We start from the raw sequence: 13,604 nt of genomic DNA, 5'->3' as shown, positions 1-13,604 counted from the left end.
TTCGAACGGTAGTGATTCGAAGGCTGAACGTTACTGTGGACCACTGCACCTTACCAAACGTTTACGGTTATCCACCAACACGCCGCTCAGGCCCTTTTGCTGGGTGTCGAACAGCACCAGCACGCCATCGATGCATTGAGCGATCTGGTTGGCCGGGGCCAGGCTGGCAGAATATTGCTCGCCGGGAATGGTTTTGAGCATGGTGTAGTCGTTGAGCAGCAGCGCATCTTCAGGCTTGGCGAAGTGCAGGTAGCCGTAGTACCCGAGGCAGGCGACGGTGCCGGCGATGCTGGCAACGCCAGTCAGGATGATGGGGATGAGGTTGCGTTCCTGGGTCATGAGTGTGCTCGAAAATGAGGTAACTTCTGTTGCCAGCAGAGCGGCCTCCCACAGATCCACGTCGTACCTGGCTCTTGTACACGCCACAGTTGCGGTGGGAGGCAGCCCTGCCGGGATGCCGGGCCATGGCGAATGCGGATAATCGCTCTGTCCCACAATGACAGTGTTTTATCTGAACATCCGTGAGCGACATCAATGCTTGGGCAGGTCACGGCGTCGCAGGTGTGGGCGGATAGTTGGGGATTTCCCCCAGCCGGCGCAGGCCGTTGAAATGCTGGGGGTCGTCGAGGTAGCGCAGCAGCACCTGGCGCCAGGTCGGGTCGGCGAAGGTCTGGACGTGGCCGCCGCGGGTCAATTGCAGCACCCGGGGCAAGGGCGCGGCTTTGTAAAGGGCCAGGCCGTTATTCAGCGGCACGATATCGTCGTCCATGCTGTGAAACAGCAGCATCGGTGTGCCTTTAAGCTGGGCAATGCTGTGGATGGCGCTGTCGCCGTCAGGGATGAACCACGACAACGGCCGCTTGAATGGCCAGGTCAGCCAGGAGGTGCCAAGGGCATGGCGGGCCACTTCACGGTAGCTGGCCGGGACGCCATCGAGAATCAGCGCCTTGAGGCCGCTGCGTTGCTCTGGATGCTGCGCCAGATAATGCACGGCCAGCGCCCCGCCGATGCTTTGGCCCAATACGATACGCGGCTGGCCCTGGGTTTCTGGCGCCTTATCCAGCCAGGCAAAGGCGGCATCGAGATCCTGATAAATGGCCGGCAGGCTCGGCTCGCCTTCAGACAAACCATAGCCGCGATAGTCGAGCATCAGCACCTGATAACCCTGCTCCGGCAGCCACCAGCTCCCCCCCAGGTGCCAGGCCAGATTGCCGCCGTTGCCATGCAGGTGCAGCACCGTGCCCTTGACCGGCACACCCGGTTTGGCCGGCAGCCACCAGCCGTGCAGGCGCGTGCCGTCGGCGGTGGTGAGGGTCAGGTCACGGTATTCGAGGCGGGCCTTGTCGGGGGTGAACGGCAGGCCACGCTCAGGGTAAAACAGCATGCCGCTGCAACCGCCCAGGCACAGCAGCAGGACCAGAATGCCGATCGCTTTCAAACTCACCATCCTTTGTCGTAGGAGCGGATTCATCCGCGAAGCAGGTCCCGACCCCCTCCCGCTCAGAGGATGTTGGAATAATCTGCTTCGATCCGGTCCAGGCTCAAATGGTTCAGGAAGTTGGAGAAGCACATCCAGGCTGACAGGGCGTTCATGTCACGGAACTGATCAGGCAGGTATTTGGGCGCGACCACCAGGCCTTCATCCACCAGTTGGCGCAAGGTACGCATGTCTTCAAGGGTCGTCTTGCCGCAAAACAGCAAGGGCACCTGTTCGAGCTTGCCTTTACGTACGGCCAGCTGAATGTAGTTGTAAATCATGATGAAGCCCTTGAGGTAGGACAGATCCTTGGTGAATGGCAGCCCGTTTGGCGTCGAGCCACGGAACACCCGGCTGGCGTTGCCATAGCTGTCGGCCTGACTGAAGCCCTGTTCACGGTAGAAGTCGTACACCTGCAGGAAGTCCGCGCCCTCCTCGGCCATGTGAATGGCGCGGGTGCGGTTGGTCAGCTTGCGCAAGCGGCTGGGGTAGGAGGCAAAAGCGATCACCTCCATGAGAATCGCCAGGCCCTCCTGGGTCACGGTCGACGAGGGCGGGCCTTTGGACAAAAAGGTGCAGATCGGCTGGTTCTGGCCATTGAGGGTGGTGCCGACATGCACCAGCCCCTCGTGGACTTCCAGGGCGCGGACATCGCGCTGGTTGAACATCGCATCGGATCGGATCTTGATGTAGTCGGCGCCGGCGGCGGCGTCGGCCACGATGCCGTCGGACTCGAACACCCGCACAGTTTCTTCGCCCCCGCCAAATACCCGGTTCAGGCGCTCTTGGAGAATCTCCACGGCGTCCTTGGCGGTCAGGGTCTTGGGTTCGTCCTTGAGGTCGCCGCGCCCGGCAATGTTGTTCAGATATCCGGAGAGCATCACCCCCAGGTCGGACAGGGTCGGGTCGCCGGCATGAAATGCGTCGGACGCCGCGCCATACAGCTCTTGGGAGATCAGGCCGAAATCCGCCGTACCACGCGCTTCAAGCATACGAATGACCATGCGGTATTCGCGGCACATGCGGCGCATGATCTGCCCCACCGGGTTGAATTGCCCCAACTGGCGGGTGACATCGCGCTCGATGTTCTGGAATTCCTGCTTCAGCGCAGCAGAGTCGAAGCCCAGTGGCCGGCCTTCGTAATAAGCGCGATCGACTGCGGGCAGCTCTTTGCCCTTGGCGGCCAGAAAGCCCTTGCGCACACTGTCGTCCCACTTCACCGCATCGAGCACACGGATCGGCGTCTGCGCCGTGACGATCCGGTCCGATAAGCCACGAATAGTCTGCTGGTATTCGTCCACCCGGTACTCCTTGATCCTGATGTTGACTTAAAAACTACCTGCTGGCTGAGCGCCATTGCTGCGTAAAAAACAGGCTGCCTCGCCAACGTTTTTAAGTTTCTGCTAAGCCATTGCGAGAAACAGACGCATCTGACGAGTCAGAATAGCCAGTCGCTGCCCGTTCGGCGGGTCATTGAGACCGTGCAACAGGCCCTGATATTCCATCCGCCGGATCATGCCCGTCAACACTTCGGCGTCCTGCTGCGGCTGCTCTGAACCCAGCACCTGAAGAAACTGGCAGGCACCGCGAAACAGGATCTGCTGGTGATCAGCGACCAACAGCGCCAGGCGCGGGTTGATCAGGGCTTCAAGGTAAAAGGCATGCTCAGCGATCAGTTGATCGCGGCGGGTCTGTAATTGATGGTCGATGTAGTCGTGGATCATGCGGGCGATCACGTCGGCGACACGCTGCCGGTCGTGCGGGCTGCCATCGTTGCCGGCGAGCAAATCGCGCAGGATCACTTCGGTGTTTTGCCACAGCCGCGCCAGGTAGGCGGCACTGCGTTGCACATATTGCGCGAAGGCATCGTTGAGCAGGTCATCGATGTCTTTGAAGTAGTAGGTGGTGGCTGACAGCGGCACATCGGCCTCTGCGGCCACCGCACGATGCCTGACCCCACGTACACCGTCACGGATGACGATACGCATGGCAGCATCAAGAATGTCCTGGCGCCGCTGCTCGCTACCCCGCCGACTGGCCTTGCGGCCCTGATAGCGGACGTTCTGAGCGACGGCGCTGGCGACGTTGGCAGGTCCTTGGGTGGCGTCATTCACCACGGTTCTCCTTGAATCGTAGCGCGGCGGCCTTGGTGCCATTCGCGGCTAAAGCCGCTCCTACGGCGTATGAGGTAGGAGCGGCTTTAGCCGCGAAACCGACTTATGCCTGTGGACGCATGTGCGGGAACAGGATCACGTCGCGGATCGACGGCGAGTTGGTCAGCAGCATGACCAGACGGTCGATGCCAATGCCTTCACCGGCGGTCGGCGGCATGCCGTACTCCAGCGCACGTACGAAGTCGGCGTCAAAGTGCATGGCTTCGTCGTCGCCAGCGTCCTTCTCGGCCACCTGGGCCTGGAAGCGGTCAGCCTGGTCTTCAGCGTCGTTGAGCTCGGAGTAGGCGTTGGCGATTTCGCGGCCGCCGATGAACAGCTCGAAACGGTCGGTGACGTTCGGGTTGTTGTTGTTGCGGCGCGCCAGTGGCGACACCTCGAACGGGTATTCAGTGATGAAATGCGGCTGCTCCAGCTTGTGCTCGACCAGCTCTTCGAAAATCATCACCTGCAGTTTGCCCAGACCTTCGTGGCCCAGCACCTTGGCACCGGCCTTTTTGGCGATGGCGCGGGCTTTATCGACGTCTTGCAGGTCGCCTGCGGTCAGCTCAGGGTTGTACTTGAGGATCGAGTCGAACACCGACAGGCGCACGAACGGCTCGCCGAAGTGGAACACCTTATCACCATACGGCACGTCGGTAGTGCCCAGTACCAGCTGCGCCAGCTCGCGGAACAGCTCTTCGGTGAGGTCCATGTTGTCTTCGTAGTCGGCGTAGGCCTGGTAGAACTCAAGCATGGTGAATTCAGGGTTGTGCCGGGTCGAGACGCCTTCGTTACGGAAGTTGCGGTTGATCTCGAAGACTTTCTCAAAGCCACCAACCACCAGCCGCTTGAGATACAGCTCCGGCGCGATGCGCAGGAACATGGCCATGTCCAGGGCATTGTGGTGGGTTTCGAACGGCTTGGCCGCCGCACCGCCAGGAATGGTCTGCAGCATCGGCGTTTCGACTTCCAGGAAGTCGCGCTTGGCCAGGAAGCTGCGGATGTGCGAGATCACCTGCGAGCGCACCCGGAAGGTGTTACGGGTTTCGTCGTTGACGATCAGGTCAACGTAGCGCTGACGATAGCGCTGCTCGGTGTCGGTCAGGCCGTGATGCTTGTCGGGCAGCGGGCGCAGCGACTTGGTCAGCAGACGCACGCTGGTCATCTCGACGTACAGGTCGCCCTTGCCAGAACGCGCCAGGGTGCCCTCAGCAGCAATGATATCGCCCAGGTCCCAAGTCTTGACCTCGGCCAGGGTTTCTTCGGACAGGGTCTTGCGGTTGACATAGACCTGGATGCGCCCGGTCATGTCCTGGATCACCATGAACGCGCCACGGTTGAGCATGATGCGACCGGCAACCTTGACGGGAATCGCAGCCTCGGCCAGTTCTTCCTTGGTCTTGTCGACATACTGTTTCTGCAGGTCGTTGCAGTAGTTGTCACGGCGGAAGTCGTTGGGGAAGGCCTGGCCCTTGGCGCGGGCTGCGGCAAGCTTTTCCTTGCGCAGTGCGATCAGGGTGTTTTCTTCCTGTTGCAGGTCTTGCGATTCGGTCTTGAGGTCGCTCATGTCGTAATTCTTTCCATCAGGTGTTCGTTGCCCCTGCGGGCAGGGCACGCGATACCGGCACAGCCTGGTATCGCGGCGGTGGTGTGCGGCTTACAGCCCCTGCTTGAGGCTCGCTTCCAAGTACTGGTCGAGGTCGCCGTCCAGGACTTTCTGGCAGTCGCTGCGCTCGACGCCGGTGCGCAGGTCTTTGATGCGCGAGTCATCAAGCACATACGAGCGGATCTGGTGACCCCAGCCGATGTCCGACTTGCTGTCTTCGAGGGCCTGCGAAGCGGCGTTGCGCTTTTGCATTTCCAGCTCGTACAACTTGGCCCGCAGCATTTTCATGGCGGTGTCTTTGTTGGCGTGCTGGGAGCGTTCGTTCTGGCAACTGACCACGGTGTTGGTCGGCACGTGGGTGATCCGCACCGCCGAGTCGGTGGTGTTTACGTGCTGACCACCGGCACCGGAGGAACGGTAGGTGTCGATACGCAGGTCCGACGGGTTGATCTCGATCTCGACCTTGTCGTCGATCTCGGGCGACACGAACACCGCCGAGAACGAGGTGTGGCGACGTGCACCGGAGTCGAACGGGCTCTTGCGCACCAGACGGTGGACACCGATCTCGGTGCGCAGCCAGCCGAAGGCGTATTCGCCCTTGATGTGCACAGTGGCGCCCTTGATACCGGCGACTTCACCCTCGGACAGTTCCATGATGGTCGCGTCAAAGCCGCGCTTGTCGGCCCAGCGCAGGTACATGCGCAGCAGAATGTTGGCCCAGTCCTGAGCCTCGGTGCCGCCGGAACCGGCCTGGATGTCGAGGTAGGCGTTGTTGGGGTCCATCTCGCCACTGAACATGCGCCGGAATTCGAGCTTCTCCAGCGCTTCGCGCAGGCGCTCGACTTCCGCGACGACGTCGGCGACAGCGCCTTCGTCTTCTTCTTCGGCAGCCATCTCAAGCAGGTCTTTGGCGTCGGTCAGGCCGCTGCCAAGGTCATCGAGAGTGGTGACGATCTGCTCCAGCTGGGAGCGTTCGCGGCCCAGGCTCTGGGCGTATTCAGGCTTGTTCCAGACGTTAGGGTCTTCGAGCTCGCGGGTGACTTCAACCAGACGATCATGTTTGTGATCGTAGTCAAAGATACCCCCGAATGGTTTCGGAACGCTCGGAGAGGTCCTTGATGCTGTTCAGAATCGGGTTGATTTCCATGGTCGGCAGCACTCGCAGGCGAAAATTACAAAGCCGGTGAGTATACCTTAGGCGTAGTGGCGAAAGCAGCCCCGTCGGACGGGGACGCCGCGCATTCACTTCAACGGCGGGTGAACCCACGATGCCTGTGATGCCGCCTTCGTCAGCAAGCTGACTCCCACCGGCCCAGCATCATGCCCGAATCGCAGGAGACTGATCCGGCGACCCCGTTGCGGTCAGGCGCCCCCCACCTGCACCTGATTACGCCCATTATGCTTGGCCGCATACAGCCCCTTGTCAGCGTCCAGAATCAACTGTCGGCTGTTGCCGCCGGGCTGCGGGATCACGGTGGCGATGCCGATGCTGACCGTCAGGTGTGAACCCGGTGCCGGTGCGATGTGCGGGATGTTCATGCTGGCGACGCTCTGGCGCAGTTTTTCGGCCAGCAATCGGGCGCCGCCGGGGGTGGTGTTGGGCAATACCATGGCGAATTCTTCGCCGCCGTAGCGGGCCGGCAGGTCCGAGGGGCGGCTGCAGTTGGCACGGATTGCCTTGGCCACCTGGCGCAAGGCTTCATCGCCCTCCAGATGACCAAAGCTGTCGTTGTAGGCCTTGAAATAGTCCACATCGATCATCATCAGTGACAGCTGGCTTTGCTCACGGGTGGCGCGGCGCCACTCAAGCTCCAGGTATTCGTCGAAGTGACGACGGTTGGACAGCCCGGTCAGGCCGTCGGAGTTCATCAGCCGCTGCAGTACCAGGTTGGTGTCGAGCAGTTGCTGCTGGCTGACCCGCAAGGCGCGGTAGGCCTCGTCGCGCTGCAACAGGGTCAGGTAGGAACGCGAGTGGTAGCGGATGCGCGCCACCAGTTCGATGGTATCGGGCAACTTGACCAGGTAATCGTTGGCCCCGGCCGCGAAGGCCGCGCTCTTGATCAGCGGGTCCTCCTTGGTCGACAGGACGATGATCGGGATGTCCTTGGTCAACGGGTTGTTGCGGTACTCACGCACCAGGGTCAGGCCGTCCAGCCCTGGCATCACCAGATCCTGAAGGATTACGGTGGGCTTGATCTGCACCGCCTGGGCAATGGCCTGATGCGGGTCGGCACAGAAATGGAAGTCGATCAGCTCTTCATTGGCCAGGCCGCGACGTACCGCCTCGCCGATCATGGCCTGGTCATCGACCAACAGGACCATGGCGGAGTTTTCGTCCGGAGCCTTGATATCTTCTGTCTGCAAGTCATGCATGAAGCATCTCCTGGTCACCGGCTGAAGGTGATTTCACCTGGAAAATCATTATGCGAATACCTCAACCAAACGTGGAGCAATAGTGCGCAGCGGGCGGATCTCGACGGCGGCATCGATGGCGGCAGCCGCCTTGGGCATGCCATATACAGCGCTGCTGGCCTGATCCTGAGCGATGGTCAGAAATCCTTTCTGGCGCATGGCCTTGAGTCCTTGAGCACCATCGCGACCCATGCCGGTCAGTAACACTCCCACTGCATCACCACTCCAATAGCGGGCCACACTTTCGAAAAAAACATCAATCGAGGGCCTGTAGATTTCGTTTACCGGCTCGGCCGTGTAGGCGAGCGTCCCGTCCTGCAACAGACGGATATGGTGGTTGGTTCCGGCCAGCACCACCTGACCCGGTTGCGGCGGCTCGCCCTCGCGGGCCAGGCGCACCGGCATGCCTGAGGCACTGCTCAGCCACTCGGCCATGCCGGCAGCGAACACCTGATCGACATGTTGCACCAGCACCACCGCCGCAGGAAAGCTCACCGGCAGGCCTTTGAGCAATTCTTCCAGCGCTGCCGGCCCACCTGCCGAGGAGCCGATGGCAACCAGACCGCCGCGGCGCACCGCGCCCTGCAAGACAGTCCCGGCGCTGCGTTCGCGTGCGCTGCGCTGGCCGATCAGCCAGCCAATGTTGAATATCTTGCGCAGTAACGGCGCGGCAGCTTCTTTCGGATCGCCCGCACCAACAGCCGGGGTGTCCACCACATCCAGCGCACCGTGGCCCATGGCTTCGAAAACGCGATGGACGTTCTGTTCACGATCGACCGTGACCAGAACGATAGCGCATGGTGAGTCGGCCATGATCCTTCTTGTGGCCTCGACGCCGTCCATCACCGGCATGATCAGGTCCATAAGGATCAGGTCCGGGGTGTTTGCCGCGCACATCTGCACCGCCTCGGCGCCATTACGGGCGACCCAGACGATCCGGTGCTCGGGCTCGAAGGCCAGGGCGCGCCGCAGGGCTTCAATGGCCATGGGCATATCGTTGACGATAGCGATCTTCATCCCTGCGCGTCTCCTATCAGTTCCACCACAACATCAAGCAACGCGTCGTCATGGAAACTGGCTTTGGCCAGGTAATAATCGGCCCCGGCATCCAGCCCCCGACGGCGATCTTCCTCACGGTCCTTGTAGGAGACCACCATCACAGGCAGAGATTGCAGCCGGGTATCACGGCGCACCAGCGTAACCAGCTCGATACCGTCCATGCGCGGCATGTCGATATCGGTAATCAGCAGGTCAAAGTCTTCGGCGCGCAAGGCGTTCCAGCCATCCATGCCATCGACCGCCACGGCCACTTCATAACCGCGACTGACCAGTAACTTGCGCTCCAGCTCACGTACCGTCAACGAGTCATCGACGACCAGAACCCGTTTGCGGGTCACATTGCCATTATGGCGGTTCTGGCGATCAACGCGCTCCAGTCTTCCGGTATTCAGGAGTTTTTCCACCGAGCGCAGCAAATCTTCGACATCGATGATCAGGACCACCGAGCCGTCGTCCAGCAATGCACCGGCCGAGACATCCTGAACCTTGCCAAGACGCGCATCCAGCGGCATGACCACCAGGGTCCGCTCACCGATAAAACGCTCGACCGCCACGCCATACACCGCGTCACGCTCGCGGATCACCACCACCTTGAGATTGTCCTGGGCATTGGCGCTCGGTGGCCGGTTGAGCAACTGGCTGGCCGCAACCAGGCCAACGTGGCGGCCTTCATGCCAGAAATGCTGGCGGCCTTCCAGTTGCACGATGTCCCCGGCTTCGAGGTCACGCATGCGCTCGATGTGCGCCAATGGGAAGGCATAGGCTTCGCCGCCGACATCCACCACCAGGCTGCGCACCACCGATAAGGTCAGCGGCACTTCGATCCGAAAGCGACTGCCCTGCCCGGCCTGCTGCTCCAGCGTCACGGCACCGTGCAACTGGCGCACCATATGCTGCACCGCGTCCAGGCCCACGCCGCGCCCGGAAATCTGGGTGACCTTGTCGCGCATGCTGAAGCCAGGCAGGAACAGGAAACTCAGCAGTTCTTCTTCGCTCATCTGCGCCGCCGTTTCAGCCGGCGAGAGCTTGCGGGCGACGATGGCATTGCGCAGCTTTTCGAGGTCGACACCACCGCCGTCGTCGGTGAGCTCGACCACCAACATGCCCGCCTGGTGAGAGGCGCGCAGGCGAATCGAACCTTCGCTGTCCTTACCCAGCGCCTGACGTCGCTCTGGCGATTCAATACCGTGATCGACCGCGTTGCGCAGCAAGTGAGTCAGCGGCGCCTCAAGCTTTTCCAGCACTTCACGGTCGACCTGGGTCTTTTCGCCATCGATATCCAGGCGCACCGGTTTGCCGAGCTCACGGCCCAGGTCGCGGACCATCCGCGCCTGACCACCCAGCACATCGGCAAACGGCCGCATCCGGCAGGCCAGGGCGCTGTCATACAGCGACTGGGCACGCTGTGCAGACTGCCAGCCGAACTCATCAAGTTCTGCCGCCTGCTCAATCAGCATGTTTTGCGCCTGCGACAGCAATTGCCGCGCGTCCTCCAGTGCTTTTTGCGCCTCGGGGCTGATCTGGCTCTGGTCGAGACTGGCCTCAAGCACCTGCAACGCCCGGTCACTGCCCAACTGCAGACGCTTGAGACGCTGCATGCCGGTCAACAGGGGTTTGATGCGCTGACTTTCGACCAGCGATTTGCTGGACAGATCAAGCAACCCGTTGAGGCGCTCGGCAGTGACGCGCAATACCCGCTCGCCACCCTCGGCAACCCGTCGGTCACGCAACGGGCGTGGCGCAGAATCGGCTTGCGCCGTGGCAAGCGGCCCGCTGTCGACATCGACAACAGGTTCGACAGGCTCGACAGGCGGCTGGGGGACCGGCGCTGGCGCTTCGGCGGCCAGCAACGCCGACAAGTCGGCCTGGGCTTCGGGCGACAGCCCCAACACCAATGAGTCAGGCAAGCCGGGCCCGGCCAGCGCCGCACTGTCGGCGGGCGCAGGCTCTGGCGGACGGCTGACGCTGCGCCCGCTGCCGACCCCAGAACTCATCAGCTCATTCATGCGCTGTACATAGGCGTCCACGGCCGACTGATCGACGCTGCCATCGCCTGGCGTGGCGATGCGCATCAGCATGTCGGTGCCCGACAGCAACGCATCGATATGCTCCGGCTGCAGCACCAGACGCCCCTCCTGGCCGGCAACCAGGCAGTCCTCCATGACATGGGCAACGCTGACGCCGAAGTCCACGCCCACGATGCGTGCCGCGCCCTTGAGCGAATGGGCGGCGCGCATACAGGCTTCGAGATGATCGGCCTGGGTCGGGTTACGTTCCAGTTCCAGCAGGCCGGCGCTCAGTACCTGGGTCTGCGCCTCGGCTTCCAGGGTAAACAGTTCGAACAACGAGGCGTCGCGCATCTGGTCCGGGGTCATGTCAGGCTCCGATGCACTGCCACCAGCAGCTCTTGTTCATCAAGCAAACGCAGGCTGCGATCCTTCCAGTGCAGCACGCCCCGGGTAAAGCGGGCGTTGGCATGAGTACCGGAGGCCGACGCCGACTCAAGCAGCGCCTGCTCCATGGCATGAATGCCATCGACCTCATCCACCGGCACCACCACCGGACCGCCTTCGGCCGCGACGATGAGCATGCGCGGCATGATCCGGTTATTGGCCGGCGAACAGGCGCCGGTTTCCAGGCCCAGCAACTCGACCAGCGAGATACACGCCACCAGGGCGCCACGGACATTGGCAACCCCCAGCAATGCCCGCGAACGTTGGTGCGGCAGCGAATGGATCGCTTGCATCGGCGACACCTCAACCAGGCTGCGGGTGGCCAGGGCCAGCCACTCATCACCCAGGCGAAACACCACTACCGAACGGGTGTTGGCCTTGCCCTGTTGCTCAGCGCTGCGCGAGCGGTCGTGATAGTCCTGCGCCAGGCTGTAGCGATCGAGCAAGCGCGTCGCCGCTGCCGAATAGACTTCGCAGTTACGGCAATGGATGTGCCCGGCCAGCAAGGGGCAAGAGCGGTCACCATGAATACCGATGCGATTCCAGCAATCGTCGATGTCCTGACCGTCATCCTGGGTAAGGCTTGCAAGGCTGACCCCGCTCATCAGCTGTTTCCTTGTTTATTGGCGCCACGCGCTGCTCGTTCGAGCAAGCGCCGGGCACCGCTGCTATCGCCTTGTGCGGCCAGTACAGCAGCCAGTTGCGCCAGGGCTTCGGGGTGCTGGGGTTGCAGATACAACGCTTTGCGGTAATGCTCCTGCGCTTGCTGGACCTTGCCTTCCACTTCACTGAGCAAGCCCAGCCAGTAGAACACCTGGGCCACCGGCTCGTGCTGGGCCAGATACCGCTGGCAGGCCGCCCGCGCCTCACTGCTCTTGCCCTCATTGGCCAGGCTGGCAATGGCCGCCAGCTCGGCATCGGGCTGCGCCGCTGCCAGGGCCGGGGCCTGGCTGCCAGATGAACCGAACGCGCCGCCCGCCACCCGCGCCGCAGTGCCCGGTGCAAAGGGCCGTGGGCCGCTGCGCGGCGCGCTGCTTACCGCAGGCTGGACAAGCACCGGCGCCACTGGAGCGGGTGCCGGCACCGCCGGGGCACCGAGTACCACCGGCCGCGGATCATCAGCCCGCGCATGGCGAAACGCGAACGACTGCGCAACGTTGATCGAGCGCATGCCGATCTGCGCCAACAGATTGCCCTCGGCCGGGCCGATAAACAGCACGCCGTCTTCCAGGGTCAGGCGCTTGAGCACCTCGAATACATGGGCCTGGGTCGGCCGGTCAAAGTAGATCACCAGGTTGCGACAGAACACAAAATCGCAGGCCGGCTGGCTGGCCAGCGCCGGGTCAAGCAGGTTGCCGGGCCGAAAATCGACACAGTCACGTACCCGCTCAGCCACCTGCCAGCCATCGGCCAGCTGACTGAAGTAACGCTCACGAAAGCTCAGGTCGGTGCCCCTGAACGAGTTCTTGCCATAGATCGCGCGCTTGGCACGCTGGATCGACAACGGGCTGATATCGATCGCATCGACGCGAAACTGCTGCGCCGCCAGGCCTGCGTCAAACAACGCCATGGCGATCGAATAAGGTTCTTCGCCGGTCGAGCATGGCAGGCTGAGAATACGCAATGGCCGCGCACCCGCCAGTGCCTGGACCCGCGCCAGCGCCAGTTTGCCAAGCGTGGCGAAAGACTCCGGGTAACGGAAAAACCAGGTTTCAGGAACGATCACCGCTTCGATCAGTGCCTGCTGCTCAGCCGCTGAGGTCTGCAGCAAAGCCCAATAGGCGTCGCTGTCGGCGGCGCCGGACGAAGTGGTGCGCTGGCGCAATGCCCGCTCGACGATGGCCTCGCCCACGGAGGTGACATCCAGGCCGATGCGCTCTTTGAGAAACGCGAAGAACCGCGCGTCATTACTCATGGCGCATCCTCCAGCAGCTCGATGTCCGGCGCGACCACCGGATACAGCAGTTCGCGGACCGGCTCACTGAGTAATTCCTCGACACGGATCCACTGCAACAGCCCCAGCTCATCTTCGCGTACCGGGCCCAGATAGGGCGACAGGCGATTTTCCAGGCCGTATTCCTTGAACTGCGCAGCCGGACAGCGCAGGGTCTCGGTGGCCTGCTCCAGAATCAGGCCCAGCAACTGCGCCGGATGCTGCTCGTCGTGGCGGTAGTGCACCAGCACCATACGGGTGCTGGTGCGGGCGCGGGCCGGAGTGCCGAAACTCAAGGCACTGATATCGATGACCGGGACGATTTCGCCACGGTGGGCGAAGATCCCTGCCACCCAGGCCGGCGCCTTGGGAATCACCTTGAGTTTCAGGCGTGGCAGCACCTCGGCGATCTCCCGGGCCTGCAGCGCGTAGCGTTCTTCGCCGATGCGAAACAGCAGAAACAGCGTATCGCGCACGGACCGCTTGGGTGATTGCTCAACCATGGCCGGGT

The 13,604-nt window shown here is 62.2% G+C and carries 12 protein-coding genes; all 12 read right to left on the bottom strand.

Annotated elements, in window-relative coordinates:
• Nucleotides 1-30 precede the first annotated feature (30 nt).
• The 12 genes from NJC38_RS15315 to NJC38_RS15260 all read right to left on the bottom strand — a co-directional run bounded on the left by NJC38_RS15315 (nucleotide 31) and on the right by NJC38_RS15260 (nucleotide 13,596).
• Nucleotides 31-339, bottom strand: coding sequence for a hypothetical protein (locus tag NJC38_RS15315; protein ID WP_045481275.1), 309 nt, complete (start codon nucleotides 337-339; stop codon nucleotides 31-33).
• A 208-nt stretch (nucleotides 340-547) separates the two neighbouring features.
• Complete coding sequence (locus NJC38_RS15310) at nucleotides 548-1,438, bottom strand: alpha/beta hydrolase (protein WP_253115516.1); 891 nt, start codon at nucleotides 1,436-1,438, stop codon at nucleotides 548-550.
• 62 nt (nucleotides 1,439-1,500) lie between these two features.
• Nucleotides 1,501-2,778 (bottom strand): flavohemoglobin expression-modulating QEGLA motif protein, encoded by a 1,278-nt coding sequence (locus NJC38_RS15305; protein WP_253115514.1) that lies wholly within the window; start codon nucleotides 2,776-2,778, stop codon nucleotides 1,501-1,503.
• Between the two features lie 102 nt (nucleotides 2,779-2,880).
• Entirely contained in the window at nucleotides 2,881-3,591 is a 711-nt protein-coding gene (locus NJC38_RS15300) for a TetR family transcriptional regulator (protein ID WP_253115512.1), read from the bottom strand.
• 103 nt (nucleotides 3,592-3,694) lie between these two features.
• Nucleotides 3,695-5,197: a lysine--tRNA ligase gene (gene lysS, locus NJC38_RS15295; protein WP_253115510.1), complete on the bottom strand. Its 1,503-nt coding sequence runs from the start codon at nucleotides 5,195-5,197 to the stop codon at nucleotides 3,695-3,697.
• 90 nt (nucleotides 5,198-5,287) lie between these two features.
• Nucleotides 5,288-6,383 (bottom strand): peptide chain release factor 2 gene (gene prfB, locus NJC38_RS15290; RefSeq protein ID WP_144403170.1). Its coding sequence is split into 2 segments (ribosomal slippage): nucleotides 5,288-6,310 and nucleotides 6,312-6,383, totalling 1,095 coding nucleotides; the frame shifts between segments, so codons are not numbered across the junction.
• A 215-nt stretch (nucleotides 6,384-6,598) separates the two neighbouring features.
• Nucleotides 6,599-7,609, bottom strand: coding sequence for a PleD family two-component system response regulator (locus NJC38_RS15285; protein ID WP_045481288.1), 1,011 nt, complete (start codon nucleotides 7,607-7,609; stop codon nucleotides 6,599-6,601).
• A 48-nt stretch (nucleotides 7,610-7,657) separates the two neighbouring features.
• Nucleotides 7,658-8,665: a chemotaxis response regulator protein-glutamate methylesterase gene (locus tag NJC38_RS15280; protein WP_253115508.1), complete on the bottom strand. Its 1,008-nt coding sequence runs from the start codon at nucleotides 8,663-8,665 to the stop codon at nucleotides 7,658-7,660.
• Entirely contained in the window at nucleotides 8,662-11,082 is a 2,421-nt protein-coding gene (locus NJC38_RS15275; protein WP_253115506.1) for a hybrid sensor histidine kinase/response regulator, read from the bottom strand. The genes NJC38_RS15280 and NJC38_RS15275 overlap by 4 nt, the downstream gene beginning before the upstream one ends.
• Nucleotides 11,079-11,765, bottom strand: a complete 687-nt coding sequence (locus tag NJC38_RS15270) for a chemotaxis protein CheW (RefSeq protein ID WP_253115503.1) — start codon at nucleotides 11,763-11,765, stop codon at nucleotides 11,079-11,081. Before NJC38_RS15270 ends, NJC38_RS15275 begins: the two co-directional genes overlap by 4 nt.
• The gene (locus NJC38_RS15265; protein ID WP_253115502.1) at nucleotides 11,765-13,075 is read right to left on the bottom strand and encodes a CheR family methyltransferase; all 1,311 of its coding nucleotides are present in this window, start codon (nucleotides 13,073-13,075) and stop codon (nucleotides 11,765-11,767) included. The genes NJC38_RS15270 and NJC38_RS15265 overlap by 1 nt, the downstream gene beginning before the upstream one ends.
• Complete coding sequence (locus NJC38_RS15260) at nucleotides 13,072-13,596, bottom strand: chemotaxis protein CheW (RefSeq protein ID WP_253115500.1); 525 nt, start codon at nucleotides 13,594-13,596, stop codon at nucleotides 13,072-13,074. The genes NJC38_RS15265 and NJC38_RS15260 overlap by 4 nt, the downstream gene beginning before the upstream one ends.
• Nucleotides 13,597-13,604: the final 8 nt, after the last annotated feature.

The sequence above is a fragment of the Pseudomonas sp. 21LCFQ010 genome (genome assembly GCF_024129905.1).
Lineage (GTDB): Bacteria > Pseudomonadota > Gammaproteobacteria > Pseudomonadales > Pseudomonadaceae > Aquipseudomonas.
This window is presented reverse-complemented; position numbering and strand designations above follow the sequence as displayed.